This is a genomic window from Streptomyces sp. NBC_00178 (assembly GCF_036206005.1).
Classification (GTDB): domain Bacteria; phylum Actinomycetota; class Actinomycetes; order Streptomycetales; family Streptomycetaceae; genus Streptomyces.
The window spans coordinates 3,597,878-3,623,277 of record NZ_CP108143.1; the positions used below are offsets into that span (position 1 = coordinate 3,597,878).

Below are 25,400 nucleotides of genomic sequence, written 5' to 3' on the forward strand. Positions count from 1 at the left end.
TCCGTCATACGGCGGCGCAGGCGCAGGACGGACATGGCCCCTCCCTCGAGGTGTGCCCGTGTCGACGGGCGTCGTGGGCACGCTAGTACGCGGCACCGACAACTCCCCGCCCAGGCACCTCGTATGAGCCCCCGACGCGTACGGCGAAGGTCACGGCGGCGCCGCGCCGCGCTCCTTCGCCTGGGTGAGGACCTCGTCCAGGTCCTTCAGCCGGTCGAGGCCCTTCACCGCGCGGGCCGTGCGGTGGTTGGAGGAGAGGCGGGTGCGGTGGCGGTCCATGAAGGCCCAGTAGCCCGTGGTGTAGGGGCACGCCCGGTCGCCCGTGCGCTCGGTGGGGCGGTAGGCGCACGGCCCGCAGAGGTCACTCATCCTGTGGATGTAGGCGCCGCCGGAGGTGTAGGGCTTGGTCGTCATCAGCCCGCCGTCGGCGTACTGGGACATGCCCACGACGTTGGGCAGCATCACCCAGTCGTAGCCGTCGACGAAGCAGCGGTGGAACCAGTCCGTGACCGCGGCCGGGTCCCAGCCGTCCTGGAGTGCACGGCTGCCCAGCACCATCAGCCGGGGGATGTGGTGGGTCCAGCCGGTGTCCCGGACCTGGGCGAGCACCGTGGAGAGGCAGTTGGCCGTGACCGCGTCCGCGTCGAGCTCCAGGAACCAGTCGGGCACCGGGGCGGTGTGACGCAGGGCGTTGCGGGTGCGGTAGTCCTCGCCGAAGTGCCAGTAGAGGTGCCAGACGTACTCGCGCCAGCCGGAGATCTGCCGTACGAACCCCTCGACGCTGTTCAGGGGCGCGTTGCCGCTCCGGTAGGCCCGCTCGGCGCGGTCGACGCATTCGGCGGGGTCGAGGAGGCCGAGGTTCATGGGCGCGGACAGCAGACTGTGGCTCATCACCGGGTCGGCCGCGAGCATGGCGTCCTCGTAGCGGCCGAAGTCCTCCAGCCGGTGCGTGACGAAGTGGCGGAGCGCCGACATCGCCTCGCGCCGGGTGGCGGGGAAGCGGCGCGGGCCGTCCCTGCCGACGAAGCCGACCTCCCCGTCGCGCTCCCACCGGTCGAGGTCGCGGCGCACCTCGTCGTCGATGTCGTCCTCGTGCGGCTGCCACGCCGCCCGGACGTCGAGGGTGTCCTGCCCCCGGGGCGGTGGCTCCCGGTTGTCGTGGTCGAGGTTCCAGGTGCCGCCCGCCGGTTCGCCGCCCTCCATCAGCAGGTCGTGGCGCTCCCGTACCCAGCGGTAGAAGCCCTCCAGACGCAGGCTCCGCCCGCCGCCGTGGCCCGCCCATTGCTCGAAGTCGTCCCGCGCCACGAGGAATCCCCTCGCGGGCAGGATCTCGATGTCGTCGTACGCGCCGAGGAAGGCGAGCGCCGCGCGGGAGGTGGGGTGGCAGACGGTCAGCCGGCCACCGGAGGACCGCTCCGCCGTGCCGTCGGTGTCCGCCTCGCGAGCGGCACGCGGCCGCCGGGCCGCGCCGATCCCCACGGCCCGCTCCAGCCCTTCGGCGTACGTCTCCGCCCGGATGTAGGTGACCCGGTCGCCGAGTTCGGCGGCTCGGTGGCGCATGGCCGACAGGACGAGATGGGCCTTGGCGCGGTGGAAACGGCGTCGGCGCAGTACCGAGCGCGCCTCGATCATGACCACGGGGGCGTGGGCGTCGGGGCCGCCGTGGCGGGGGTCGAGGAAGTGCGGGCCGAGCTGGTCCCCGAAGATCCAGTGGGGGCGTGGCGCCATGGGTCCGCCTCTCACGGCCGGGGCCCCGCCGCACGGTACGCCGCCGGGTGACGGCCGGGCGGGACGCGGGTGCGGGCAGCCGCGGCGGACTCCGGGGCCGCGGCCCGGCGGTGCTCTCGCCGGGGCTCTCCGCCCGGCCGATGCTGCCAGCATCCACCTGCCGTACCGGGCCGACACTCCGCCGTCGTACCGGACGATCGGCCGCCCCGAGGTGACGGCCGGCCCGGGGGCCTCGTCGTCCCGCCGCGCCGCACCTCCGCGGCGGCTGGACGTGCCCCCGGGCGCGCGCGTGATGATGTGGGCCTGGACGACGGGCAGTTGACGTCACGAGGCGGTGGGGGAATTGGCGGACATGATCGCGCAGCTGCGGGACGAGCTCAGCCGCGCCATGGCGGCCGGCGAGGGTTCGGGTCTGCGGTTCAAGGCGGAGCGGTGGAGCTGGAGCTGACGGTCGGGTGGAGAGGAGTCGCGAGCCGTGGGTGAAGGTGCGGTTCTGGGTGCCCCCGCCCTGTCGGTTCCGGCGCCGGACGCGCGGGCGGCGGCTGACGCGCTGGTCCGCGCCGCCGAGGGCGCCGGGCGCAATGTCGAGAGGGTCCGGCCGGCCTGGCTCGTCGCGGAGGCGGAGCGCCTGCGCGGACGCGCCTGACGCGTACGGGCGGGACGGGGACGGGCCTGACGCGTACGGGCGGGACGGGGTGGACGGGGACGGGCCGGACCGGGGGCGCGTACGGGCCGGAACGCGGGGCGGGTTCTAATCCCCCCCGTCCCGCCCGGGCCAGGTGTACGCTTTTCAGGTCCTGTCGTCTCCGATAGAGGTGGACGTTGCGCATCTGAGGTCCGCGAACATCGCGCGGTGCGGCCCCTGCCGTAGCCCGTCACGCCTGCGTCGGCTTTCTGCCGCCCGTGACCCCGCGTGGATGCGACCTCGGTGCATGAACCGTCCTCGTACGTCCCAAGGACCGCTCAGCCCCCTTCTCCGGCCGGTCGCCGCGTGTTGCTCGCATACGAATCCCCCGTTCACATGCTTGCGACTGCGAGGATCACATGTCCCATCCCACCGCCCCCGCCGCGTCCCTCAGCACCTCCGCCCTGTCCTTGCGGTGGCCGGACGGCACCGAGGTCTTCGAGGGGCTGTCCCTCGGCATCGGCCGGGGCCGCACCGGCCTCGTCGGGACCAACGGTGCCGGGAAATCCACCCTTCTGCGGCTGCTGGCGGGGCAGCTGCGACCCTCCGCCGGGTCCGTGACCGTGGGCGGGCGCCTGGCCTACCTGCCGCAGAACCTCACCCTGGACACGGAGCTGCGCGTCGAGGCGGCCCTGGGCATCGCGCAGCGGCGTGCGGCGCTGCGCGCGATCGAGGCCGGCGACGTCGCCGAGCGGCACTTCGAGACGGTCGGCGACGACTGGGACGTCGAGGAACGCGCCGTGGCGACCCTGGGGTCGCTGGGCCTGGGCGGGATCGGCCTCGACCGCACCGTCGGACAGTTGTCGGGCGGTGAGACCGTGCTGCTGCGGCTGGCCGCGCTCCTGCTGGAGCGCCCCGACGTCCTGCTGCTCGACGAGCCGACCAACAACCTCGACGTGTTCGCACGCCGCCGGCTGTACGACGCCGTCGACTCCTGGCGCTCGGGCGTGCTCGTCGTGGTCAGCCACGACCGTGACCTGCTGGAACGGGTCGACCGCATCGCCGATCTGCGCGCCGGCTCGGTGACCTGGTACGGCGGCGGCTGGTCCGCCTACGAGGAGGCGCTGGCCACGCAGCAGGAGGCGGCCGGGCGCATGGTGCGCGCGGCGGAGTCCGACGTACGCCGTCAGAAGCGCGAGCTGGAGGAGGCGCAGACCAAGATCGCCCGGCGGCAGCGGCACAACAAGAAGATGGATGCCCAGCGGCGCGCGCCGAAGATCGTCGCGGGCGGGCACAAGCGGTCCTCCCAGGAGGCGGCGGGCAAGCTCCGCGGCCTGCACGAGGACCGGCTCCACGAGGCGAGGGAGCGGCTCGACACCGCGTCCGAGGCGATCCGCGACGACGACGAGATCCGGGTGCGGCTCCCCCGCACCGCCGTGCCCTCCGGTCGCACGGTCCTGAGCGTGCGGGGGCTGCGCCCGCGGCACGGCAGTCTGCGCGACGGCGGTTTCGAGGTCCGGGGGCCGGAGCGCATCGCGCTCGTCGGACGCAACGGCGCGGGCAAGACGACCTTGCTGCGCACCCTCGCCGGGGAGCTCGCGCCGCTCGAGGGCGAGGCCAGGACGTTCGTGCCGCTGCGCTTCCTGCCGCAGCGGCTGGACGTGCTGGACGACGCGCTCGGGGTCGCCGCGAACGTGGCCCGCATGGCGCCCGGGATCACCGACAACGAGATCCGCTCGCAGCTCGCGCGCTTCCTCTTCAAGGGGGCGGGCGCCGAACAGCCGGCGGGCACCCTGTCCGGCGGCGAGCGGTTCCGTGCGGCGCTCGCGGCGACGATGCTCGCCGCACCGGCCCCGCAGCTGCTGATGCTGGACGAGCCGACCAACAACCTCGACCTGGCGAGTGTGCGGCAGCTGACGGGCGCGCTCGACGCCTACGAGGGCGCGCTCCTGATCGCCGGGCACGACCTGGCGTTCCTGGAGTCGGCCGGGATCACCCGGTGGCTACTCGTCGGCGAGGAACTCACCGAACTGGGCACCGACGAGGTGCGCGCGCTGTTCGGCGCACCCGGCGCGATCGGGTGACCGGTGGTGTACTGGAAGGGGCGGGCGCTCCACCGGCCCGCACCTTCCAGTGACCGGCTACCGATCCGGACCCGCCATGCACCACACCCACGGTCTTCGCAGAGCCTCCCGTGCCGTCGCCGGCGCGGCCGTCCTCGTCCTCGCCGCCGGCGGCGTGGCAGCGGCGGGCGGGCAGCCCGGCGCCGCACCCGTCGCGTCGGCATCGACGGTGGCCACCGCCGGGCCACCCGAGGACCGGACCGATCCCCGGACCGCGACCGCCGAGCTCACCATCCCGGCGATCGGCGTGACGGACCTGCCCGTGGTGCCGTACGAGGGCACGACGGACGACGCGCCCGGCACCCGCGTCCAGGACCGCGGCGTGGCCGCCAGTCCGTACGGCGTCGACGGCGGCGTCGGACCGGGTGAGGTCGGGAACTACCTCGTGACGGCGCACCGGCTCTCCGCCGGAGGCCCGCTCCACGACCTGCCCGCCCTGCACAAGGGGGACAAGGTCCTGGTCGAGGAGGGCGGCACGGTGTACGAGTACCGCATCACCGAGAGCCGGATGACGTCCTTCCGCTCCGCGCACTCGCTCGCCGAGCAGCGCGCGGAGGTGCCGGGCAAGCCGGGCGAGAAGCCGACGCGGGCGATGATCACGCTCTCCACCTGCGCGACTCCGGAGGACGACGCGGCCGGGAACTTCTGGCGCGACGCCCAGCACAACCCGGAGCACCGCATCGACAAGATCGGCGTCCTGGTGTCCTCCCGGCCCTCATGAACCGCCGCGCAGGTCGGCGGGCAGTTCCAGCCAGCGTGAGGTGCCCGGATCGATGACGTGGGCGCTGCCGTCCAGCCGTACCCGCACCCCGGGCCGTTCCGAGTCGGGTACGGCGATCCGCAGCCGCTCGGCCCGCAGGCGCAGGTCGACGTCCCAGTGCCGGCGGAACCGGAGCCGCATCCGGAACTTCGACAGCTGCGGCAGCGTGGCCGGCGACAGCCACAGCGCGTCGTCCCGGGTCTCCAGGCCCGTCATCCCCCGCTGGACGAAGTCGAGCGTGCCGGCCATCGCCCCCAGGTGGATGCCCTCCTCGGTCGTACCGCCCTGGATGTCGGCCACGTCGCCGATCAGCGCCTCCTCGCAGTAGCGCCATGCCTCGTCACGGTTGACCCGCGCCATGACCCAGGCGTGGACGAGGGAGCTGAGGGTCGATCCGTGGCTCGTGCGCCCGGCGTAGTAGTCGACGGTCTTCAGCCACGTCCCGTCGTCGAGGTCGTGGCCGAGCCGCTGGAAGAGCGCGGCCAGTTCCCTGGGGGAGAAGAGGTAGCCGAGCATCAGCACGTCGGCCTGCTTGGACGCCTGGTAACGGTTGACGGTGTCGCCCTCCGCCTCCAGGATGCGGTCGAGCCGGCGGATGTCCCCGTACCGCTGCCGGTAGCCCTCCCAGTCCAGCTCGGCCAGGTCCCCGTATCCGGCGAACTGGCTGATGACGCCGTCGTGGTGGGGCACGTGCAGCTTGCGGGACACGTCCTCCCAGCGCTCCAGCTCGTCGGGTTCGAGCCGGATGGTGTCGAGCAGCTGTCCGCGGCGGGTCCCGGGCAGTTCGTGGAAGATCTCCCCGGCCCGGGCCAGCACCCAGGACGCCGTCACATTCGTGTACGTGTTGTCGTCCAGGCCCGCGGACACGGCGTCCGGGTAGGCGTCGTGGTACTCGTCGGGCCCGACGACACCCCGGATACGGTACCGGCCCAGCGAACCGTCCCACTCGGCGCTGTCCGCCCAGAAGCGCGCGATCTGCAGCATCATCTCGGCGCCCTTGGAGTAGAGGTACTCCGTGTCGCCGGTCGCCTGGCAGTACTGCCACACGTTGTAGGCCACTGCCGAGCCGACGTGGTGCTGCAGACGCGAACGGTCCTCCAGCCAGCGCCCCGAGCGGGGGTTGAGGTGCAGCTCCTGGGTCTCCTCACGCCCCTCGTCGGCGCTCTGCCACGGAAACATCGCCCCTCTCCTGCCGGCGGCCTCCGACGCGGCGCAGGCCGCCGGGAGCCTGCGGTGCCGGTAGTCGAGGAGCCCGCGTGAGACCTCCGGCAGATGCAGGTTCAAGAACGGCAGGACGAAGAGCTCGTCCCAGAAGACGTGGCCCCGGTAGGCCTCTCCGTGCAGCCCGCGTGCGGGCACCCCGACGTCGAGCTCCGCGGTGTGCGGCGAGAGGGTCTGCAGCACGTGGAAGAGGTGCAGCCGCAGGATCCGCCCCGGCTCGCCCCGCACTTCGAGCTTGGCCTGCTGCCACAGGTCCGCCCAGGCCCGCCGGTGGGAGGCCAGCAGGCCTTCGTACGCCGGGGCGTCGCCCACCGCGGTCACCGCGGCGCGCAGCGGGCTGCCGATCGCGGGGTCGCGCGAGGTGTACAGGGCGACCGTCTTGTCGACGACCGCGTCCGACTCCGGGTCCAGGGGCAGCAGCAGCGTCTGCTGGACGGCGCGTGGCTGCTGCAGGGGTTCCGCCCGGTGGTCCCCGTTCCGCTCGGGGCCGCAGGACGCCACGGTGCGGGCGGCGAGCGCGATGCCGATGTCCGACTCGACGGTCCGGCAGCGCAGCCACACCACGGAGTCCGGCTCGGTGCCCGTCTCCCACCCGGTGAGGTGGCGGTCGGCCAGCTCCCGGTAGCGTGCGACCCCGCTGTTGCGGATGTCGCCGTCGATCCCCGCCTCCACCTCCAGCTCGCCCGTCCAGCCCTCGGCCCCGAACACCGTGTGCAGCGCGGCGAGATGAGGGTCGCCCATGTGCACCAGGCGCTCCTGCACCACCGTCAGCCGGCGGCCCCGGGTGTCCTCGTAGACCGACCTGCGGGTCAGCGTCCCGCCGCGCAGGTCGAGCGTCTGGCGGTGTTCCACCAGGTACGCGTGGTCCGGGGTCAGCCAGGGGCCCGGCCGGGACCCCTCCGGACGGATGCGGTAGCGCAGCGGCAGCCAGTTGGGGAGGTTGACCATGTCCTCGTTCTCGACCTGGCGGCCCTGGACGGACGAGGTCAGCCGGTTGTAGCAGCCCGCGACGTACGTGCCGGGGTAGTGCGTCCGGGCGGCCGGGGTCTCCGGCGCGGCTCCCCGGGTGGCGAAGTAGCCGTTGCCCAGGGTGCACAGGGCCTCGCGCAGGCGTTCCTTCTCCGGGTCGTAGCCCTCGTACTCCCAGATCCAGCCCCGTGCCATCAGCCCTCCTCCGCCGTCACGCACACGTCCGGTCCGGTGTCCGCCGGGTCCGTCCCCACGGTCTCGACGACCATGCCGTCCGTGCCGGGTACCGCGGCGTGGAGGCGGAGCAGGACCGCGGCCGGTGACGGAGCACGTGCCATGACCGGTGTCCTTTCGTCGAGGCTTCGCCCTCATGGGACAGCACCCTGTTTCACCCGGACGCCTGTGGCATCACCGGGCAGGACGTCACAAAAGTTTCGATGCGCAGGTAACGGGATTACCGTGCATACATGGCCAGAACCGAGCGTCAGACCGGCCGGCAGGCGGAGTACGCGTGTCCGGCCTGCAAGCAGCCCGTCGAGACCGTGATCGAGCGCCACAAGACCCTCGGGATCTTCGTTCCCCACTGGGGCCCGGGACCGTGCCGCAACGCCGACTGCCACAGACACACGGCGGAGACCGGAGCGAAGGACGCGCCGGGCAGGGCGCGGGGGTCGCACGCCGTCGGTCGCTGAGCCTGCCGTGCGGGGCGGCGGGCGGAGCGCGCGGAGCCTGCGGACGGGGCCGTGCGTACAGGACGGTCCGTCGTGCGGTGTCCGGGAGGTGCAGCGTGCGGTGCGCTGTTCATCGTGATACCTGCATCCCTCGGTTGACGGAGGAGCGTCGTGACGACGTGGTCGCCGCGGCCGGGACGTGGCACACCGTGACCGTGACGGGTCAGGCGTTCAGACGCAGGCGCTGACCGGGGAAGATCAGGTGCGGGCCCTGGTCCAGGACTTCGCGGTTCATCTCGTACAGCGCGTGCCAGCCACCGGACACGTCCGCGCGCTCGGCGATCGAGGAGAGGCAGTCGCCGGACTGGACGACGTAGGACTCGGAGTCGGCGAGGTCTTCGGAGTGGTGCTTCGCGGCGGTGCCGCTGCCCGACGGCGAGGAACCGGTGGAGTGGTGGTTGCCGCTTGCGTGCGAGGAGCCGGCGGTACTGCCGCTCACGCCGCTGTTCCCGTGGTGGGAGGAGCCACCGGAGGAGCTGCTCGAACTGCCGCTCGACTGGCGCTGCGGGGCGCTCTGTGCGCTGTCACCGCGGTCGGAGCCGCCGGACGACGAGGAGTGCGACGAGCCGTTCGCGCCGAGTCGTCCGCAGGTGGGCCAGGCGCCCATCCCCTGCGAGCGGGCCACGCGCTCACCGACCGCGATCTGCTCGGACCTGGTGGCGAGGTCGGCGCGCGGCGCGTACTGGCCGCCGCCGTAGGCCCGCCAGGTGGAGGGGGCGAACTGCAGCCCGCCGTGGTAGCCGTTGCCGGTGTTGGTGTTCCAGCGGCCGCTGCTCTCGCACTGGGCGATGCGGTCCCAGTCCGTGCCCGCCGTGACGGTCGGCGCGATGACGGCCTGCGCGGGGGCGGCTTGCGCCGGGGCCGCCTGGACGGGGGCCTTGGCGGGGGCGTCCGCCGCGCTGCGGCCGGCGAGGCCCAGCACGCTCAGGAGGACCAGCAGAAGGGCGAGCACCGATTCGACGGGCCGCTTGGCGAGGGGTGATGCCGGCATGACGGTAGTCCTCCGCTGTGCTCCGGAAGGTGTACAAGGGCACGAACAGATAAGCCGCCGATATTCTTTTCTCGTGTCTTTGACGCGTCCGACGTCAGCACATTCACTCGGGTGGAGGCCCTTTCATGGCACTGTTCGGCAACGCGCACACCGTCGACCTCGAGACGGCGCAGCGTGACTACGCCCCGCTCCTGGGGCAGGGCGAGCAGGTGCAAGCCGCATACCGGCTCATCCGCGACACGATCCTGTTCACCGACCGCAGGCTCGTACTCGTCGACAAGCAGGGCGTCACGGGCAAGAAGGTGGGCTACCACTCGATCCCGTACCGGAGCGTCACGCACTTCACGGTGGAGACGGCCGGGACGTTCGACCTCGACGCCGAGCTGAAGATCTGGCTCTCCGGCAGCGAGGTCCCGATCCAGCAGACCTTCACCAAGGGCGTCGACATCTACGAGGTGCAGGCGCTGCTCGCCCAGTTCGTCACCAGGTAGCCGGGGACGATGTCCGCCGTCTACGGCTTCGGCTGGCGGAGCCGGGCCATCTCGGCACGCACGGCGGGCAGTTGAGCGTAGAGGGCTTCACCGGGACAGTCCGTCCGATAGGTGTCCCGGTGACCCGAGACGGCATGGAGATAGACCTCCTCGCCGCGGTCGTACAGGCTGTCGTCGTTCGTCGAGACCATCCGCACGTGACCCCGCGGATCGACGCTCCGGCTCAGCTTCCACGCGCCGACCTTCGCGATCCCCTCGATGAGCGCCTTCGGCACGGGTACGCCCGGGCCGAAGGTGCCCAGGGCCGCGATGCCCACGCTGTGCGCGTTGAATCCGGTGGCGTGCGCACCGCGCACCGAGCGTCCTACACCGCCGGCACGGCCCTCGTAGATCGTCCCGCAGCGGTCCACGACGAAGTTGTAGCCGATGTCGTCCCAGCCCTCGCCCCGGACGTGCGCCTCCTCCATGGCCCGCAGCATCGCGGGGGCGTCGGCACAGTCGTAGCCGTTGGGGTGCCCGGTGTGGTGGACGAAGACCGCCTTCACCGAGCCGGTGTACACCGCGTGCTCCTTCACCAGGTCCTCGTCCGCGTGCCACTGCGCCCGCGTGACGATCACGGGTCGCGGGGCCCCCGCCGGGGCGGCGGGCTTCGCCGTGGTCCGCTCGGGCGCGACGAGTCGCACCGGCGCGTCCCTGAGGACCAGGAAGGCCAGCGGGACGGCCATGGCGCCCACGACTGTTCGGCGAAGCCACATAGGGCCACCATGCGGGCTGACCAGCCACTTCGCAGGAACGCGCACCCGATCGGGTGACGTGGTGCCGCCACGGCCGCAGCCGCCTGGGGCGGTCAGGAGACCGCGACCGCCCGGCTCTCCTCGATGATGCGTTCCGCGCGGTGCGGGGAGATGTCCAGCCTGGCCAGGACACCCGGAACGGCGTTGTTCGGAAGGATCAGCTCCAGCAGCGCGGAGATCTCGGCGACCAGGTCCGGCGGCTCGGCCATCGACTCGGTCACCAGCTGGACGCCCGTCCACGCGCCGACGAAGAGGCGGGAGGTGGCGACGGGGTCCACGTGCGGCAGGAGTTCGCCGCGGTCCTTGGCCTCGGTGAGTATCTCCGTGCCCAGGGCGATCCAGTCGGGCCAGCGGGTACCGAAGAGGCTGCGCGCCCGGGGGTCGACGGACAGCCGGATCGAGGCGCTGAGCAGGGGTTCCCTGGGCAGCCGGTAGGCCAGCAGAAGGGCCGTGTCCACCCATTCCTGCAGCTTGAACGTCTGCGGGGTCACCCCGTCGGCGGTCACGGCCTCCTCGAGGACCCCCCGGGCGAGCTCCTCCTTCGACGTGAAGTGGAAGTAGAGCGCGCCCCGCGTGAGGCCGGCCCGATCGAGGATCGAGGCGATGGTGGCAGCGTCGTAGCCGTGCTCGTCGAAGACCTCGGCGGCCGCCTCGAGGAAGATTCTGCGCGTGCGGATCGCCCGTTGCTGTCGTGCCAACTCGCGCTCCCCTTGACCTTGCCTGACGACTGTTCAAAAAGTACCGGTGGGCCGGTATCATATCAGCGCTGGTACGCCAATTTTGCGCCACGTACGGGGGGAACCGTGCCGGACATACCTGTTGCCCCGTATACCCCGGAGGGTGTGGCGGGGGGCCGGCACGGGGTTTCGAAGGAATATGTGCATCTCGTCCGCGAGGACGCGGTCTTTCTCACCGGCTGGCAGCGCCTGAAGGATGGCGAATTCTCGCTCACCGCGAGATGGCCGGAGCCTCCGGACGGACTTCCCTACGACCCCCGCGTGCTCACCCAGACCATCCGCCAGAGCGGTCTCGTCGTCGCGCACGCGTCGTACGAGGTGCCGCTCGCCTGCCAGACGCTGCTGCATTACTTCGACTTCACCGTCGTCCCGGGTTTCCGTGCCGCCCCCGGGAACTCCTCTCCACTCAGCGTCGGGATAACCGTCACCGATCCCAGGAAGCGCGGGCGCAGCGTCAGTTCGCTCGGCATGGACGTCCGCCTCCTCCAGGGCGACAGGGTGGTGGCGCGGGCGGACTCGGAGTTCGGATGGATATCCCCGGCCGCCTACCGCAGGCTCCGCGGACACCACCTCACCGACGGGTGGAACGAGTGGACGGTGCCCGCGCCGCTCGACCCCCGCACCGTCGGGCGGACCTTTCGCAGTGACGTGGTCCTCGCGCCCGGCGACGGCTCCCACCGCTGGCAGCTGCGCAACGACGCGGACAACGTCCTGCTGTACGACCACCCCGTCGACCACGTGCCGGGGCTCGTCCTGATGGAGGCCGCGAGCCAGGCGGCGAACGCCGCCCTCCATCCGCTGACCTTCGAACCGACCACCGTCACCAGCGCGTTCGAGCAGTACGCCGAGTTCGACCGCCCCTGCTGGGTCGACGCCGAGGTGGTCCCCTCGGCCACCCCCGGAGAGATCTCGGTCCTGGTCACCGCGACCCAGTCCGGGCAATCGGTCTTCCGGGGGCGGCTGAGCGGCCCCTGCGGCTGACAACCGCAGGGCGGGGATCACTGGTTGATGAAGCCGCCGTCCACCGCCATGACCGTGCCCGTGAGGAAGGGGCACCGGTCGCTGAGCATCCACGCCACGGCGTTGGCGATCTCCTCGGGCTCGGCCGTACGCCCCTGCGGCGTACGGCTGTTGACCATCTCCTCCAGTCCGGGGTTGCGTCCGAACCAGTCCGCGGTGATCTCGCTGCGCGTGGTGCCGGGGGCAACGGCGTTGATCCTGATGCCCTGTTGGGCGTACTCGTCCGCCGCGGCCCGGGTGAGTCCGACGACCGCGTGCTTGGCGGCTATGTAGGGGGCGGCGGCCGGGATGGCCACCAGACCGCCCACGCTGCTGTTGTTCACGATGGAACAGCCGCCCGTGTTCGGCAGCATGGCCGCTATCTCGGCGCGCAGGCTGTTCCAGACGCCGCGGACGTTCACGTCCATCACCGCGTCGTAGACGTCATCGCCCATGAGGTGCAGGGGAGTACGGTCGCCGCCGAGGCCGGCGTTGTTGAACGCCGAGTCCAGGCGCCCGTAGGTGTCGACCGCGAAGCCGACGGCTCTGGCCGCGTCCTCGGCCACCGTGACGTCGCAGACCACGTACGAGGCTTGCGCCCCCTTGTCCTTCAATTCGTCCACGATCGCGGCCAGTCGTTCCTCCCGGCGGGCGGCCAGGACGACCGTCGCACCTTCCTGGGAGAACACGCGTGCCGCCGCCGCTCCGATGCCGCTGCTCGCCCCGGTGATCAGGACGACTCTGCCGTTCAGTAGATCGCTCATGCGCGCAGTCTGGCAGGCCGGCGGGGTCGCGGCCATGGCCTGCCGGGCACCCGTCCCGCCGGCTCCGCGGACCGGCGGACGCCCTCGGCCCGACCCGCACTGCATGACCGCGGGGCGTGTGCCCCCTCTCCGGCTCCGTCCCGTACGGTCCGGACAAGGCATGAAATCAACCGCAAACAAACCGCTTGTCCTGTTTTCTTCATCCCCTGCGGCCGCACTCCGTGACCGGTCATGGCCCGCAGTCCGGAGTCAGGACGGCACCACCGGCCGGCACCCGCGGCAGCGTGCGGCAGGCTCACCGTCCGGTTCTACCGCTTCGGCGGACCCGGCGTCCTCCCGCTGTTCACGGTCGGTGCGGGCCGGGAAGCCCTGGCCGGAGCGCGCCGGCGGCGTTGATCAAGGGCTGTCCCGTCATCCCTGGTGGATCAGAGCACGGCGTCGGATGCGGTGCATCGCGAGACGGAAGGACGTCCGCATACTGGGCGCATTCGGGTATTCCGACGACGCGGCGAGGCGCCGTAGCTGTCGTCGCGCGCCGCCGGGGATCACGGGAGAGCCCTTAGGGTGACCGGATGCCCTCCCCGACCTCGCGAGCCCCGGAACCGGCGGACACCGAAGCCGAGTCACCACCTGCGGCCCCGCGCCGGCCCGCCCGTGATCCGTACTTCGACAACGCGAAGTACCTGGCCATCGTGCTGGTCGCGATGGGGCACGCCTGGGAGCCCCTGCCCGGAAGCGGACGCCTGGTCGAGACGCTCTACACCGTCGTCTACACCTTCCACATGCCGGTCTTCATCCTCATCGCCGGCTACTTCTCGCGCGGCTTCGACCTGCGTGCCGACCGGGTGTGGAAGCTCGTCACCAGCCTGGTGGTGCCGTACGCGGTGTTCGAGATCGCGTACACCGTCTTCGAGCGGCTCACGGGGGCTCCCGACTTCCCGCTGAGCCCGATGACCCCGTACTGGTTGCTGTGGTTCCTGCCCGCCCTGTTCCTCTGGCGCCTGACCACACCGTTCTGGCTGACGGTTCGGTGGCCCGTGGCGATCTCCCTGGTCGTCGCGGCCATGGGGGCGGTGACCAGCAACATAGGCGGAGATCTGCAGCTCCAGCGGATCCTGCAGTTCCTGCCGTACTACGTACTGGGCCTCCAGCTGCGGCCCGCCCACTTCGACTTCGTGCGCCGCCGTGCGGTGCGCATCGCATCGGTACCCGTGTGTCTGGTCGCGCTGGCCGCCGCCTACTGGGCCGTGCCGCGCACGACCACTTCGTGGTTCTTCCGCAGGTACGGCGCCGAGCAGCTCGGCGAACCCGCCTGGACCGGCGCCGTGGTGACCCTGTTCCTCTTCGCCTGCGCGCTGGTTCTCAGCGCCTGCTTCCTCGCCTGGGTGCCGAACCGCGGCCTGTGGATGACGGCTCTCGGCGCGGGCACGCTCTACGGCTATCTGCTGCACGGGTTCTTCATCAAGGGCGCGATCCGCCTGGATCTCTACGACGCCTCCGTCGTCTCCACCCCGATGGGCCGGCTCCTGGTGTCCGCCGCCGCCGCCGCGCTGGTCACGCTCCTGTGCGCACCGCCCGTACGGCGCGTCTTCCGCCACGTCGTCGAACCCCGTCTCGGCTGGGCCAGGAAGCCGGAACCGGCCGCCTGACCGCCATCACCCTCAGCCCGTCACGTGCGTCCCCCGAGGACCGTGGCGTGCTGCCCACAACGCACCGCACCCCCGGCCCGTGAACGGCGCGGGGGTGCGGTGCGGTGCGGCCGGGTCCGGCCGTGCTCAGACGTCCTCGGGGCCACCGAGCAGGGCCGACGCGTTCTCCAGCGGCGTGAGGGGCGCCGCGGGCGCGGGCACCTCCGCGGGGCGGCAGGTGAAGCCGAGGCGCGACAGCGCCCTGGTCACCTCCGCCGCGCTGAAGTCGCGGCGGTCCTGCCGGGTGATGATCTCGCCCACCTGCTTGACGGGGTAGACCCGACGGGCGATGACCACCGCGTCACCGGTGACGGGCTCGGGCTTGACGCCCTTCATCGAGGCCTCGACCTCGTTCTTGAACAGATCGAAGGGGAAGCGGGCGATCACACAGCGCATGGTGCCTCAACAAGGTCGGAGAGATTGCCAGAGGGGGCCGGTCGGCCGTCCGTACTACGCGGCCTTGTTGGCCCGGCGCTGTGCCGCCGCGGCACGTGCCTGCGGGGTGGCCGTGTTGGCGTTGGAACGGCGGCCCTGTCCGGGGCGCGCGCCTCGCCTGCTCCGGGGACCGGAACCGCCGCCCTTGCGCTCCGTCACCGGCGAGCTGATCACGACCGGGACGCCCGAGGGCGCCTGCGCCCCGGTGATGCGGCTGAGCTCGGCCTCGCCGGAGCGGACCTGGGCGATCTGCGGGGTGATCCCGGCGTCGGCCATCAGGCGGGTCATCTCACGGCGCTGGTTGGGCAGCACCAGCGTGACGACACTGCCCGACTCCCCGGCGCGCGCGGTACGGCCGCCACGGTGCAGGTAGTCCTTGTGGTCGCTCGGCGGGTCGACGTTGACCACGAGGTCCAGGTTGTCGACGTGGATGCCACGGGCCGCGACGTTGGTGGCGACCAGTACGGTGACGTGACCGGTCTTGAACCGGTCCAGGGTGCGGGTGCGCTGCGGCTGCGACTTGCCGCCGTGCAGCGCGGCCGCTCGCACACCGCTGTTCAGCAGGTGGTCGGTGAGCTTGTCCACGGCGTGCTTGGTGTCGAGGAACATGATCACCCGGCCTTCGCGGGCGGCGATCTCGGTCGTCGTGGCGTACTTGTCCGCGCCCTGGACGTAGAGCACGTGGTGCTCCATCGTCGTCACCGCACCGGCCGCCGGGTCCACGGAGTGGACGACGGGGTCGTGCAGGTAGCGACGGACCAGCAGGTCGACGTTGCGGTCGAGGGTGGCCGAGAACAGCATGCGCTGGCCGTCGGGGCCGACCTGGTCGAGCAGCTCGGTGACCTGGGGCATGAAGCCCATGTCGGCCATCTGGTCGGCCTCGTCGAGGACGGTGATCGCGACCCGGTCGAGCTTGCAGTCGCCGCGCTCGATGAGGTCCTTGAGGCGGCCCGGAGTGGCGACCACGACTTCGGCGCCGCCGCGCAGCGCGCTGGCCTGGCGACCGATCGACATGCCGCCGACGACCGTCGCGAGCCGGAGCTTGAGGGACCGTGCGTACGGCGTCAGGGCGTCGGTGACCTGCTGGGCCAGCTCACGGGTCGGGACGAGCACCAGGGCCAGCGGCCGACGGGCGTCGGCACGCTTTCCGGCGGTCCGGGCGAGCAGGGCCAGACCGAAGGCCAGCGTCTTGCCCGAACCCGTACGGCCACGGCCCAGGACGTCCCGGCCGGCGAGCGAGTTCGGCAGGGTGGCGCCCTGGATGGGGAACGGCACGGTCACGCCCTCGGTGGCCAGCGCCGCCAGCAGGGGCTCCGGCATGTCCAGGTCCGCGAAGGTCTCGGCGGCCGGCAGCGCGGGGGTGATGGTCACCGGCAGGGCGAATTCGCCCGTGACGGCGGAGGAGCGGCGGCCCGGGCCACCGGACCGCCTGGGCGCGCCGGAGCGGCCCTGGTAGCCGCCGGAGGCGCCCTGCCTGCCGGAGCCCGCCGAACGGAATCCGTTCGCCGTGCGGCTGCCGCCCGCGGACCCGCCGGAGCGCGTACGCGAGAATCGTTCGTCAGTGCGAGATGTGCGATCGCGGTTCAATGCAGAACCTTTCCCTCGAATGGCACGTATCGAGGGATTCTTTCCGGGCGGCTGCAGCCATGTACGGCGCCAAGAATCGCAAGAACGAGCCGATGAAATATCGAATAACGAAGTCCGTCCGCCGGATGACCAGGCGGAATCGGCACCCCATATGACTGCAGATGAATCGGTGCGCGGGTTATGCGCGACACCCGGAATTACCTCACGGCCGCGACGGCGGTGGTCACGGCCGGAAAAACACAACGAGCTGGGGCCCGCACCCCAAGGTGCGGGCCCCAGCTGCGCCGTACGCCCGAGTGATCAGGCGGGGGTGATGTTCTCGGCCTGCGGGCCCTTCTGGCCCTGCGTGACGTCGAAGTTCACCTTCTGGCCTTCCTGCAGCTCACGGAAGCCGGAGGAGGCGATGTTCGAGTAGTGGGCGAAGACGTCCGCGCCGCCACCCTCCTGCTCGATGAAGCCGAAGCCCTTTTCCGAGTTGAACCACTTCACGGTACCGGTAGCCATGTCATATCTCCTTCGGGGCGTTGCCCGTGGGCCCACACTGTGCGAGCCCTACGTCGCCGCAAATGATTGCCCCGTCCGGAAGAGACCGGAAATACAAAAGCGCGCCCACCGGAGTGAAAACGGCGAGAGCACTTGAAGTTTTGGGAACCACAACTGCAACTGAGATCAACAGTAGCACGATTCGGGCACAACCGAGCTGTACGCCATATCACTGCCGCGGCGCTCCACCGCACACGACATAAACCCTCACCGGCCTTTGCGCGTATTTCTGTGCCCGCCGAAACAGATATGCGCCGGTGTGCCGGTCAGGAATCGGCGCCACCGCTGCCGGCCGCGGGCCGCCGCAGCACCTCGTTGAGGCGCAGGGCCTCCTCGAGCTGGTCCTCCAGGATGACGATGCGGCACGCCGCTTCGATCGGCGTGCCGCTGTCGACCAGCTCACGGGCGCGTGCCGCGATCCTGAGCTGGTAGCGCGAGTAACGGCGGTGGCCGCCCTCGGAACGCAGGGGCGTGATCAGCCGGGCCTCACCGATGGCGCGGAGGAAACCCGGGGTCGCACCGATCATCTCCGCGGCTCTCCCCATGGTGTACGCGGGGTAGTCGTCGTCATCGAGACGGTCCGTGGCATGCGACGGGGACTCCGGGGGCATCTGCACCTCTTCTGCTGGGCACCGGGCCTCGATATGGCCTGGCTGCACAAGAAACCCTAGGCGCACGAATAGGTCATGTCTATTGCCACCGGAGCAGGTTTCCTCCACTCCGGCGGCGCCTGCTCGCCGCCCGGTGCCGGACGGCACGGCGGAGCGGCGGTCCGGGAACCCGCGAGCGGCCCAACAGCGCTGACCGACCGGTCAGTTGTCCGGCGCCCCGCGAGCGGTCATACTGCTCCGGTAGCCCTTCACGCATCCCCCGTCGTGAAGGGCTACTTCACGTGGTCCCGGCGATGGCCGGGCGGCCCCGATTGCGGACGCGTCCCCCAGCCGGTTACGTGGACAGGGGGCCGTGCAGTGATGCCACCGGAGGCCGCAGATGCCCAGGACACCCACGAACTCCAAGGCCGGTCTGATCCTCAGCCTGGGCAGCAGCGCGTTCGCCGTCATCCGCTCGGTCAAGCAGATCCGCAGGACGCGCGGCGACCAGGACCGGCTGACGACGGCGAACGCCGTGGCGGGGCTGCTGCCCCTCGTCACGTCCGCCCTGCTCATCCTGCGCCGGCTGCGCGGACGTTCCCGGCAGCAGGCCTGACCGGTAGCCGGACCGCGGCACCGGAGGCCCGGGGACGACCCTCACGAAGGTCCGGAAACGGAGGCCGCCGCCCGCACCGGCCAGGCGGGCGCACCTTCACCCGTCCGCGTCCCGAGCCGCTCCAGCACCCGGCCGCGCAGCAGCTCGTACTCCGCGCGCAGCCGCACGATCTCGGCGGGCCGCTCGATCACCACGCCGCCGGAGACGCGCTCGTGCGCCTCGAACTGCTCCCGCGTCAGGTCGACCTCGACGCCCATGCCCAGGCGGTTCCACCAGTGGAAGTCAACGCGCTCACCGTCCACCCGGACCTCGCCCCGGATCAGCTCACCGCCCAGGAGGTCGTGCAGCACCAGGGCGGTCACGCCGCACTGGTCCCGCGCGGGATTCGCCGCGTTCCAGCGGGGCCGGTGCTCCGGAGTGGTGGTGTCCGCGCCCCAGCTCGCGCGTACGGCGGCCTCGATGTCGGCGATGAGCAGAGGTTCCATGCGGGGGATCCTCGCACCCGCCACCGACAACGCCCGGTGCGGCGGGGGTTCAGTGGCCCCGGCTCCGGGACACGAGCACGGCGATGTCGTCCTCCGCCGCGTCCGCGAACCGGTCCACGACCTCGTCCAGCAGGTCCTCCAGCCGTCCGCTGACCGGCATCGTGAGCCGGGAGAGCCGCTGGATGGAGACGTCGATGTCCTCGCCCCGGCGTTCCACGAGGCCGTCGGTGTACATGAAGAGCACCGTCCCCGGACCGCACGGCATGACCGCGGTCCTGTACCCGCCCATGCCCGTACCCAGCGGCGGCCCCACGGGTACACGTGCCACGCGCGCCCGGGGCTCCCCGGGGTCGATGAAGACGGGCGGCGGATGTCCGGCGCTGGCCACCTCGCAGATCCCCCGGCGCCGGTCGACGACCACCACCAGACAGGTCGCCGCCCGGTCCAGACCGGACTGTTCGACCGCCTTGTCGAGCCGTTCGAGGATGCGGTGGGGTGGCTGGTCGTCGTCGGCCATGATCCGCAGCATCGAGCGGTAGTTGCTCATGGCGACGGCTGCCTCCACGCCGTGGCCCATGACGTCGCCCATCACCTTGAGGTGGCGTCCCCCTTGCAGCGGGATGGCGTCGTACCAGTCCCCGCCGACCACCGCGCCGGCGCCGGCGGGCAGGTAGAGGGAGGCGATCTCGATGCCGTGGCCCGGCCCCCGCGGCTCGGACAGCAGGGACCGCTGGAGCTCCCGGGCGACGTGGTGCTCGTGTGTGTAGCGATACGCGTGGTCCACGTCCACGGCGGCGCGGCCCGCCAGGGTCCGGGCGACGACGACGTCCAGCCCCTCGGTGAAGGGCGGCGAATCGCCCGCCCGCAGGAGGCTGAGTGCCCCGAGCGGGCGTCCGCGCGCCGTGAGCGGCACGACGACCGCGGAGTGCAGACCGATGGCCCGGTAGGCGGCGAACCGCTCCGGGGTGAGCAGCGAGCGGATGAACCGCTCGTCGCCCGCCAGGTTCTCGATGACCGGCTGGTCGGCCGCCAGGCAGCGGGGGACGGCGGTGCCCTCCTGGTACTCGACGTCCTCCCCCGCTCCGCCGAAACGGTCGACCAGGTCGGCGAGTTCGGGGACCGCGGCCACCCCGGCCCGCCGCAGCCGCAGCACCCCGGGCGGTGGCTCGCGCCGCGGGTGGCCGTCCTCGACGGGCACCGTCTCGACCACGGCGACGTCGGCCATGACCGGCACCACGAACTCGGCGAGTTCCTGGCACGTCGCCTGCACGTCGAGTGTCGTGCCGATGCTGACGGCGGCGGTGTCCAGAAGGGTCAGATAACTGCGCGCGCGCTCCAGCTCCTCGTGCTGGGTGCTGGTGGCCGTGATCTCCTGGGCGACGGCGACCAGGCCCCGGACCCGCCCGTCCTGTTCGAAGCGGTGGCAGGCGACCCGCCAGTACCTGCACGGCGCGTCGAAGTCCGCCCAGGTGCGCCCGCTGGTGGTGAACTCGCGGGACCGTCCGTCGGCCAGCACCTGGGCCATGAGGTCGGTCCGCCCGTCGACCTCGGGCAGTACCTCGGCCGGCGTCCTGCCCAGGTGCGCGGCGGCCGGCACGCCGTTGACCCGTTCGAGTGCGGCGTTCACGTAGACGTAGCGCAGCGCGGTGTCGAACACCGCCACCCCGGCCGGGCTGCCTCCGACGAGCCCGGCGAGCCCGGCCGGCGCTGTCGCGTCGGGGGGCGGCGGGTCGGCGTGCTCTTCGGCCTGCAACGGAGCCTCCAGACGGATCGTGGCCCGGCGGGTGCGGGGCCGTCGGCCCTCACGGGCGCTCCGGCACCCGGCTCCTCATCGTCTGCCGCCGCGCGCCGCCCCGCATCTCCGTGGCAGCGGCGCACCGGCGTCCAGCCGGTCCAGCGACAGGGTGCCCTCCGAGACGGCGGCCCCGGGAGGCAGCTCCAGGGCCGCCTCGACCCGCTCGGGTACCGGGGCCAGGCCCAGGAGACCGCTCACGAGCAGTCCGGCGAGGTGGTGCCAGGCCGGGGCCCGGCGGATCATCGCGTGGTCGCTGCCGGGGATCGTCACCAGGCAGGTGCGGGCGCCCGCACGGCGGGCCCTCGCCGTGAGCGACTGGGACGCCAGGGGGCTGGTCACCCGGTCCCGGGTGCTGTGCAGCAGCACGACGTCCCGGCCCGCCAGCTGGGTCACCGGGTCGCCCGGCGGGCACCAGGGGGCGAGGCCGACCACCGAGCGGACCAGGGGGTGGCCGGCCGCGTGCAGGGCTGCACGGGCGCCCATCGAGTGGCCGAGGAGGACGACGGGGATGTCACCCGCCTCGCGACGGAGGTCGTCCAGGACGCGCACGGCGTCGTGCAGGGGGTCCTTCCGGGCGCCGTTCCAGCCCCGGTGCGTGTAGCGCACGCGCTGCACCCGGACCCCGCGGTCGCCGCGGACCGCGTGCGCCACCGCGCGCGATATCGGCAGCATGCGCAGACCGGGCAGGTTCAGAGCCCCCGGCGCGGGTGCGGCCAGGCCGGTCTCGTAACCGCCGTGGAGGATGAGCACCGCTGCCGAGGGCGGTCGTTCGGCCACCTGTACCTCCTGGGCGGGTGCGGGGCCGGCACCCCGCGTTCTCCCTGTATTCGGTGCCGGACGGCCCGCGGATGGGTCGGACGTGTCGATGCGGGGGAAGTGCCGTTCACTGTACGAGGCATGGACCCCGTCCCGTACACCGACACAAGGAGCCTCCGACATGGCGTCAGGACCCCGAACCGGCCAGCAGGCACCCGACTTCACCCTCCCGGGCGGGGTGCTCACCGAGGGCGCCTTCGCCCGGTCCGACTACACGCTCTCCACCGCCCGCGGGCGGGCCGTCGTGCTCGCCTTCTACCCCGGTGACAACACGGCCGTCTGCACGAAGCAGCTGTGCTCGTACTCCTCGGGCTTCGAGACCTTCGAGGGACTCGACGCGGAGGTCTGGGGAATCAGTCCACAGGGTGTGGACAGCCACGAGCACTTCGCCCGCGGTCACGGCCTGCGCATGCCGCTGCTGGCCGACGAGGCGCGGGAGACGGCCCGGGCGTACGGAGTCGCGGCGCCCGGCATCGGGGTGCGCCGTTCCGTCTTCCTGATCGGCCCGGACGGGGTGCTGAGGTGGAAGCACGTCGCCCTGCTCGGTGCCACGTTCCAGTCGATGGACACCCTCGCCGGGCAGCTTTCCGGCATCGCAACTCCCTGAAGACTGCCGGACTCCGGCAGTATCCCCGCAGGGTCCGGCATGGGACCATTCAGGCAGTTCGACGGAAACGTTTCGGGGGAACAGCGACACCGGGGGAGTGATCGCTTGACCGTTTTTCTCGGTCTCGGCATTGCGGGAATCGCGCTTCTGACCCTGTCCCTGATCTTCGACGGGATCCTCGAAGGGCTCCTCGGTGATGCCTTGGGCGGCCTGCTCAACGGCTTCTTCGACGGCCTGCTCTCGCTGCCCGTCATCGCCGGATTCCTCTCGATGCTCGGCTTCGGCGGTGCGATCGTGCTCGGCACGACCGGTGCCGGGATACCGGTGGCTCTCGCCGCGGGCGCCGGTGCCGGGCTCGTCGCGGCCTGGCTGACCTGGAAGTTCAGCCAGGCCCTGATGAGGGATCAGACCACCGCCACGCCACGGGGCGACGATCTCATCGGCACCTCGGGGTCGGTGGTCACACCGATCCCGGCCGACGGCTACGGCGAAGTGCTGCTGCGACTCGCGGGCCAGACCGTCAAGTTCTCCGCGAAGAGCGCCGTGCCGGTCGAACGCGGCGCCGAGATCTGGGTGGAGGCCACACTCTCCACCACCTCGGTCACCGTGCGCCCCGTCGAGCGCTGACACCACCGAGCGAGCCCGCCAGTCCGGAACTCGCGCAACCGAACAACTGCCGTCCCGTCGGGGGGCAGGGGGGACACCTTTCATGAGTCCAGTACTGATCGCCATCGTCGGCGTCGTCGTCCTAGTCGTGCTCCTGGCCCTCGCCGTGATCACCCGGTACAAGGTCGCGGGCCCGAGCCAGGCCTTCATCATCACCGGGCGGCGCGGCAAGAAGTCCACCGATCCGGTGACCGGCCGCACCAGCATCGACAACAGCGGCCAGAAGGTCGTCGTGGGCGGCGGAGTCTTCGTCGTGCCGTTCGTCCAGCAGAAGTTCACGCTCGACCTCTCCAGCCGGCACATCCCCGTCGCCGTACGGGGCGCCGTCACGCTGCGCGGCGTGAAGTCCAACCTCGAAGGCGTCGCGATCGTCAAGGTCGGCGGCAGCGAGGACGCGATCCGGGCCGCGGCCCAGCGCTTCCTCCAGCAGCAGAACGGCATCGTCGGCTTCACCCAGGAGGTGCTGTCCGGCGCGCTGCGGGCCATCGTCGGCCGTATGTCCGTCGAGGACATCATCCGCGACCGTGCCGCGTTCGCCGGGCAGGTCGCCGAGGAGGCCGAGGCCAGCCTCTCCGGTCAGGGCCTCATCCTGGACGCCTTCCAGATCCAGGACATCACCACCGAGGGCTCCTACCTGGAGGACCTCGGCCGCCCGGAGGCCGCGCGCGCCAAGCAGGAGGCCGACATCGCCGAGGCCATCGCCCGGCGGGCGTCCGAGCAGGCCCGGCTGAAGGCGGCCGAGGAGATCGCCATCGCCGAGCGGACGTTCTACCTGAAGCAGGCCGAGATCAAGGCCGAGACCGAGGCCGCGGCGGCCAAGGCCAACGCGGCGGGTCCGCTCGCCGAGGCCGCCCGCCAGCAGGAGGTGCTCGCGGAGCAGGAGAAGGTCGCCGAGCGCCAGGCGGCCCTGACCGACCGCGAACTCGACACCAAGGTCCGCAAGCCCGCCGACGCGGCCCGCTACCGCGCGGAGCAGGAGGCCGAGGCCCGCCGCATCGCACAGGTCAAGGAGGCCGAGGCCGACGCGGAGCGGTCCCGCCTGACCGGTCAGGGCGAGAAGCTGCACCGCTCGGCGCTCGCCGACGCCGTGCGCATCGAGGGCGAGTCCGAGGCCGCCGCCATCGCGGCGAAGGGTGCCGCCGAGGCCGAGGCCATGCAGAAGAAGGCTGACGCCTTCAAACAGTACGGGGACGCGGCCGTCCTGCAGATGCTGGTCGAGGTGCTCCCCCAGGTCGTCGCCAAGGCGGCCGAGCCGCTCAGCGCGATCGACAAGATGACCGTCATCTCGACGGACGGCGCCAGTCAGCTGTCCCGCACGGTCACCGACAACGTCGCGCAGGGGATCGAGCTCCTCAACTCCACCACGGGTGTGGACCTGGGCGCGCTGCTGAAGAACCTCCAGGCCAAGGCCGCGGGCACCGCTCCACTTGCCGCGGTCCCGGCGCCCTCGGCCAACGGCGAGAAGATCGAGATCAAGGACTGACTCCGCGGGCCGGGCCGCGGTACCGACCCGGTGCCGCGGCCGGCCCGGCACGGCCGGGCGGCAAGACTCAGCCGCCGACGACGGTGACGCCCCGCGCCGCGAGGATCCCGCGCTTCCCGGGGACCGTGATCATCTCCGTGCCGGAGACACGGGTGAGGCTGGGCAGCAGCGCCAGGTCGTCGAGCGAGTGGATGCCGAAGAGGGCGTCCTCGCCGTCCCACACCGGGGAGCACTCGTCGTACACCGGGGCGCCGCCGTCGACGACGAGTGTCTCCACGCCCGCCAGGAGTTCCTCGCCGATCTCCAGCGCCTCGAAGAAGGCGCGGGACTCGTCCAGCACCGTGTACTCCAGGCCGTTGCCGAACACGTGGGCGTGCAGATCCGCGATGCCCCGCGCTCTCGCCCGTGCGTCGATGCCGGCGCAGGGGTGGGCGTCTCCTCCACGTACATGAGCTGCTCGACGACGAGCAGCTTGAAGTCGGAGTCCTCGAAGTCCTCGAAGTCCTTGAAGTCCTTGAAGTCGGCCACGGCGGACGATTACGGCGCCGCACCGACGGCTCCGCCGTGCCCGGGCCCCGTTCCCCGCCCCCGACAGCCGGAGGCCGGGTCCGGTTAGGGTAATGAGCAGCTAAAGAGATGATCAAAAGCGTGCCCTGCCGCCGCGCGCTCCTCGGGAGGAAGCCATGGGAACCCACCGCACATCGCTGCCAGGAGTCGGCGTCCAGTACGACTACACGACGGAGTCGGGGCAGCACATCTCGGTCGTCGTGCACCACGACGGACGCCGGTTCCTCGGCTTCTACGAACAGGACGATCCTGATTCGTGCGTGCTCTCCGTGCCCCTGACCACCGCCGAGGCCACCGGGCTCGCCCACCTCATCGACGCGGCGCCGATCGACGCCGTACGCACCGAGGGCATCGACCTGGTCACCGAGCACATCCCGCTCGGGACCCGTTCGCCGTACGGCGGGCGGCTGCTCGGGGACACCCGGGCACGGACGAGGACGGGGGCGTCGATCGTCGCCGTCCTGCGGACGCACAGCGCGCACCCGTCGCCCGGACCGGACTTCCGGCTCGCCATCGGGGACACGCTCGTCGTCGTCGGAACCCGTGAGGGCGTGGACACGCTCTCCGAGATCATCGCGGAGGGCTGACC

At 71.7% G+C, this 25,400-nt stretch carries 28 protein-coding genes; 13 read left to right on the forward strand and 15 right to left on the reverse strand.

Annotated elements, in window-relative coordinates; translation table 11 throughout:
- Window positions 1-150: 150 nt before the first annotated feature.
- Entirely contained in the window at window positions 151-1,728 is a 1,578-nt protein-coding gene (locus OHT61_RS15525; RefSeq protein ID WP_329038875.1) for a cryptochrome/photolyase family protein, read from the reverse strand.
- Between the two features lie 352 nt (window positions 1,729-2,080).
- On the opposite strand from OHT61_RS15525, the gene OHT61_RS15530 reads away from it, so the two are divergent.
- The 4 genes from OHT61_RS15530 (at window position 2,081) to OHT61_RS15545 (ending at window position 5,197) form a co-directional block, all read left to right on the forward strand.
- Window positions 2,081-2,176, forward strand: a complete 96-nt coding sequence (locus tag OHT61_RS15530) for a trypco2 family protein (protein WP_329038877.1) — start codon at window positions 2,081-2,083, stop codon at window positions 2,174-2,176.
- 27 nt (window positions 2,177-2,203) lie between these two features.
- Entirely contained in the window at window positions 2,204-2,374 is a 171-nt protein-coding gene (locus tag OHT61_RS15535; RefSeq protein ID WP_329038879.1) for a hypothetical protein, read from the forward strand.
- 398 nt (window positions 2,375-2,772) lie between these two features.
- Complete coding sequence (locus OHT61_RS15540; RefSeq protein WP_329038881.1) at window positions 2,773-4,437, forward strand: ABC-F family ATP-binding cassette domain-containing protein; 1,665 nt, start codon at window positions 2,773-2,775, stop codon at window positions 4,435-4,437.
- Window positions 4,438-4,513: 76 nt separating this feature from the next.
- Window positions 4,514-5,197: a class E sortase gene (locus OHT61_RS15545; protein WP_329038883.1), complete on the forward strand. Its 684-nt coding sequence runs from the start codon at window positions 4,514-4,516 to the stop codon at window positions 5,195-5,197.
- Here the strand turns inward: OHT61_RS15545 and OHT61_RS15550 are convergent.
- A complete protein-coding gene (locus OHT61_RS15550; RefSeq protein ID WP_329038885.1) occupies window positions 5,192-7,621 on the reverse strand; it encodes a glycoside hydrolase family 65 protein in 2,430 nt (809 codons plus the stop codon). The two genes, OHT61_RS15545 and OHT61_RS15550, sit on opposite strands and share 6 nt — an antisense overlap.
- Window positions 7,621-7,764, reverse strand: coding sequence for a hypothetical protein (locus OHT61_RS15555; RefSeq protein ID WP_329038887.1), 144 nt, complete (start codon window positions 7,762-7,764; stop codon window positions 7,621-7,623). The genes OHT61_RS15550 and OHT61_RS15555 overlap by 1 nt, the downstream gene beginning before the upstream one ends.
- Window positions 7,765-7,893: 129 nt before the next feature.
- Between OHT61_RS15555 and OHT61_RS15560 the strand changes: the two genes are divergently transcribed.
- Window positions 7,894-8,118 carry a hypothetical protein gene (locus OHT61_RS15560; protein ID WP_329038889.1) on the forward strand — a complete coding sequence of 75 codons (225 nt, stop codon included), beginning with the start codon at window positions 7,894-7,896 and terminating at the stop codon, window positions 8,116-8,118.
- A 202-nt stretch (window positions 8,119-8,320) separates the two neighbouring features.
- Here the strand turns inward: OHT61_RS15560 and OHT61_RS15565 are convergent, their stop codons facing one another.
- The gene (locus OHT61_RS15565) at window positions 8,321-9,148 is read right to left on the reverse strand and encodes a transglycosylase family protein (protein ID WP_329038891.1); all 828 of its coding nucleotides are present in this window, start codon (window positions 9,146-9,148) and stop codon (window positions 8,321-8,323) included.
- A gap of 125 nt (window positions 9,149-9,273) precedes the next feature.
- Here OHT61_RS15565 and OHT61_RS15570 point away from each other — a divergent pair, with 125 nt between their 5' ends.
- Window positions 9,274-9,639, forward strand: a complete 366-nt coding sequence (locus OHT61_RS15570) for a PH domain-containing protein (protein WP_329038893.1) — start codon at window positions 9,274-9,276, stop codon at window positions 9,637-9,639.
- Between the two features lie 20 nt (window positions 9,640-9,659).
- Here OHT61_RS15570 and OHT61_RS15575 read toward each other — a convergent pair whose 3' ends face one another.
- Window positions 9,660-10,394, reverse strand: coding sequence for a peptidoglycan recognition protein family protein (locus OHT61_RS15575; protein ID WP_329038895.1), 735 nt, complete (start codon window positions 10,392-10,394; stop codon window positions 9,660-9,662).
- 92 nt (window positions 10,395-10,486) lie between these two features.
- Complete coding sequence (locus OHT61_RS15580; protein WP_329038897.1) at window positions 10,487-11,131, reverse strand: ScbR family autoregulator-binding transcription factor; 645 nt, start codon at window positions 11,129-11,131, stop codon at window positions 10,487-10,489.
- Window positions 11,132-11,275: 144 nt separating this feature from the next.
- Between OHT61_RS15580 and OHT61_RS15585 the strand changes: the two genes are divergently transcribed.
- The gene (locus OHT61_RS15585) at window positions 11,276-12,151 is read left to right on the forward strand and encodes a ScbA/BarX family gamma-butyrolactone biosynthesis protein (protein ID WP_329038899.1); all 876 of its coding nucleotides are present in this window, start codon (window positions 11,276-11,278) and stop codon (window positions 12,149-12,151) included.
- Window positions 12,152-12,168: 17 nt separating this feature from the next.
- Here OHT61_RS15585 and OHT61_RS15590 read toward each other — a convergent pair whose 3' ends face one another.
- Window positions 12,169-12,933 (reverse strand): SDR family oxidoreductase, encoded by a 765-nt coding sequence (locus OHT61_RS15590; RefSeq protein WP_329038901.1) that lies wholly within the window; start codon window positions 12,931-12,933, stop codon window positions 12,169-12,171.
- Between the two features lie 572 nt (window positions 12,934-13,505).
- Here OHT61_RS15590 and OHT61_RS15595 point away from each other — a divergent pair.
- The gene (locus tag OHT61_RS15595; protein WP_329038903.1) at window positions 13,506-14,582 is read left to right on the forward strand and encodes an acyltransferase family protein; all 1,077 of its coding nucleotides are present in this window, start codon (window positions 13,506-13,508) and stop codon (window positions 14,580-14,582) included.
- Window positions 14,583-14,708: 126 nt separating this feature from the next.
- Here the strand turns inward: OHT61_RS15595 and OHT61_RS15600 are convergent, their stop codons facing one another.
- The 4 genes from OHT61_RS15600 to OHT61_RS15615 all read right to left on the reverse strand — a co-directional run bounded on the left by OHT61_RS15600 (window position 14,709) and on the right by OHT61_RS15615 (window position 17,797).
- A complete protein-coding gene (locus OHT61_RS15600; RefSeq protein WP_329038905.1) occupies window positions 14,709-15,017 on the reverse strand; it encodes an SCO5918 family protein in 309 nt (102 codons plus the stop codon).
- Window positions 15,018-15,071: 54 nt separating this feature from the next.
- Entirely contained in the window at window positions 15,072-16,643 is a 1,572-nt protein-coding gene (locus OHT61_RS15605) for a DEAD/DEAH box helicase (RefSeq protein ID WP_329038907.1), read from the reverse strand.
- Between the two features lie 300 nt (window positions 16,644-16,943).
- Window positions 16,944-17,147: a cold-shock protein gene (locus OHT61_RS15610; RefSeq protein WP_327117007.1), complete on the reverse strand. Its 204-nt coding sequence runs from the start codon at window positions 17,145-17,147 to the stop codon at window positions 16,944-16,946.
- A gap of 305 nt (window positions 17,148-17,452) precedes the next feature.
- Window positions 17,453-17,797, reverse strand: a complete 345-nt coding sequence (locus tag OHT61_RS15615; protein ID WP_329038910.1) for a MerR family transcriptional regulator — start codon at window positions 17,795-17,797, stop codon at window positions 17,453-17,455.
- Between the two features lie 379 nt (window positions 17,798-18,176).
- Between OHT61_RS15615 and OHT61_RS15620 the strand changes: the two genes are divergently transcribed.
- The gene (locus tag OHT61_RS15620; protein WP_329038912.1) at window positions 18,177-18,392 is read left to right on the forward strand and encodes a hypothetical protein; all 216 of its coding nucleotides are present in this window, start codon (window positions 18,177-18,179) and stop codon (window positions 18,390-18,392) included.
- 41 nt (window positions 18,393-18,433) lie between these two features.
- On the opposite strand, the gene OHT61_RS15625 is transcribed toward OHT61_RS15620, so the two are convergent.
- The 3 genes from OHT61_RS15625 to OHT61_RS15635 form a co-directional block, all read right to left on the reverse strand.
- Window positions 18,434-18,877, reverse strand: coding sequence for a YunG family protein (locus OHT61_RS15625; RefSeq protein WP_329038913.1), 444 nt, complete (start codon window positions 18,875-18,877; stop codon window positions 18,434-18,436).
- A gap of 49 nt (window positions 18,878-18,926) precedes the next feature.
- Window positions 18,927-20,630: a SpoIIE family protein phosphatase gene (locus tag OHT61_RS15630; protein ID WP_329038915.1), complete on the reverse strand. Its 1,704-nt coding sequence runs from the start codon at window positions 20,628-20,630 to the stop codon at window positions 18,927-18,929.
- A gap of 75 nt (window positions 20,631-20,705) precedes the next feature.
- Window positions 20,706-21,449, reverse strand: a complete 744-nt coding sequence (locus OHT61_RS15635) for an alpha/beta hydrolase (RefSeq protein ID WP_329038917.1) — start codon at window positions 21,447-21,449, stop codon at window positions 20,706-20,708.
- 160 nt (window positions 21,450-21,609) lie between these two features.
- On the opposite strand from OHT61_RS15635, the gene OHT61_RS15640 reads away from it, so the two are divergent.
- From OHT61_RS15640 to OHT61_RS15650, 3 genes are all read left to right on the forward strand, one after another.
- The gene (locus OHT61_RS15640; protein WP_329038918.1) at window positions 21,610-22,095 is read left to right on the forward strand and encodes a peroxiredoxin; all 486 of its coding nucleotides are present in this window, start codon (window positions 21,610-21,612) and stop codon (window positions 22,093-22,095) included.
- 105 nt (window positions 22,096-22,200) lie between these two features.
- Window positions 22,201-22,722 carry a hypothetical protein gene (locus OHT61_RS15645; protein ID WP_329038920.1) on the forward strand — a complete coding sequence of 174 codons (522 nt, stop codon included), beginning with the start codon at window positions 22,201-22,203 and terminating at the stop codon, window positions 22,720-22,722.
- An 82-nt stretch (window positions 22,723-22,804) separates the two neighbouring features.
- Window positions 22,805-24,244, forward strand: a complete 1,440-nt coding sequence (locus tag OHT61_RS15650) for a flotillin family protein (RefSeq protein WP_329038921.1) — start codon at window positions 22,805-22,807, stop codon at window positions 24,242-24,244.
- Window positions 24,245-24,311: 67 nt separating this feature from the next.
- Here the strand turns inward: OHT61_RS15650 and OHT61_RS15655 are convergent, their stop codons facing one another.
- A complete protein-coding gene (locus OHT61_RS15655; RefSeq protein WP_329038923.1) occupies window positions 24,312-24,611 on the reverse strand; it encodes a DUF6892 domain-containing protein in 300 nt (99 codons plus the stop codon).
- A 316-nt stretch (window positions 24,612-24,927) separates the two neighbouring features.
- On the opposite strand from OHT61_RS15655, the gene OHT61_RS15660 reads away from it, so the two are divergent.
- Window positions 24,928-25,398 carry a cation:proton antiporter regulatory subunit gene (locus OHT61_RS15660; protein WP_327116989.1) on the forward strand — a complete coding sequence of 157 codons (471 nt, stop codon included), beginning with the start codon at window positions 24,928-24,930 and terminating at the stop codon, window positions 25,396-25,398.
- Window positions 25,399-25,400: the final 2 nt, after the last annotated feature.

Coding starts and splice junctions, on each gene's coding strand:
- OHT61_RS15525 (WP_329038875.1), bottom strand. CDS start 1,728: ATGGCGCCACGCCCCCACTGGATCTTCGGGGACCAGCTCGGCCCGCAC.
- OHT61_RS15530 (WP_329038877.1), top strand. CDS start 2,081: ATGATCGCGCAGCTGCGGGACGAGCTCAGCCGCGCCATGGCGGCCGGC.
- OHT61_RS15540 (WP_329038881.1), top strand. CDS start 2,773: ATGTCCCATCCCACCGCCCCCGCCGCGTCCCTCAGCACCTCCGCCCTG.
- OHT61_RS15545 (WP_329038883.1), top strand. CDS start 4,514: ATGCACCACACCCACGGTCTTCGCAGAGCCTCCCGTGCCGTCGCCGGC.
- OHT61_RS15550 (WP_329038885.1), bottom strand. CDS start 7,621: ATGGCACGGGGCTGGATCTGGGAGTACGAGGGCTACGACCCGGAGAAG.
- OHT61_RS15555 (WP_329038887.1), bottom strand. CDS start 7,764: ATGGCACGTGCTCCGTCACCGGCCGCGGTCCTGCTCCGCCTCCACGCC.
- OHT61_RS15560 (WP_329038889.1), top strand. CDS start 7,894: ATGGCCAGAACCGAGCGTCAGACCGGCCGGCAGGCGGAGTACGCGTGT.
- OHT61_RS15565 (WP_329038891.1), bottom strand. CDS start 9,148: ATGCCGGCATCACCCCTCGCCAAGCGGCCCGTCGAATCGGTGCTCGCC.
- OHT61_RS15570 (WP_329038893.1), top strand. CDS start 9,274: ATGGCACTGTTCGGCAACGCGCACACCGTCGACCTCGAGACGGCGCAG.
- OHT61_RS15575 (WP_329038895.1), bottom strand. CDS start 10,394: ATGTGGCTTCGCCGAACAGTCGTGGGCGCCATGGCCGTCCCGCTGGCC.
- OHT61_RS15590 (WP_329038901.1), bottom strand. CDS start 12,933: ATGAGCGATCTACTGAACGGCAGAGTCGTCCTGATCACCGGGGCGAGC.
- OHT61_RS15595 (WP_329038903.1), top strand. CDS start 13,506: ATGCCCTCCCCGACCTCGCGAGCCCCGGAACCGGCGGACACCGAAGCC.
- OHT61_RS15600 (WP_329038905.1), bottom strand. CDS start 15,017: ATGCGCTGTGTGATCGCCCGCTTCCCCTTCGATCTGTTCAAGAACGAG.
- OHT61_RS15610 (WP_327117007.1), bottom strand. CDS start 17,147: ATGGCTACCGGTACCGTGAAGTGGTTCAACTCGGAAAAGGGCTTCGGC.
- OHT61_RS15615 (WP_329038910.1), bottom strand. CDS start 17,797: ATGCCCCCGGAGTCCCCGTCGCATGCCACGGACCGTCTCGATGACGAC.
- OHT61_RS15620 (WP_329038912.1), top strand. CDS start 18,177: ATGCCCAGGACACCCACGAACTCCAAGGCCGGTCTGATCCTCAGCCTG.
- OHT61_RS15625 (WP_329038913.1), bottom strand. CDS start 18,877: ATGGAACCTCTGCTCATCGCCGACATCGAGGCCGCCGTACGCGCGAGC.
- OHT61_RS15640 (WP_329038918.1), top strand. CDS start 21,610: ATGGCGTCAGGACCCCGAACCGGCCAGCAGGCACCCGACTTCACCCTC.
- OHT61_RS15650 (WP_329038921.1), top strand. CDS start 22,805: ATGAGTCCAGTACTGATCGCCATCGTCGGCGTCGTCGTCCTAGTCGTG.
- OHT61_RS15660 (WP_327116989.1), top strand. CDS start 24,928: ATGGGAACCCACCGCACATCGCTGCCAGGAGTCGGCGTCCAGTACGAC.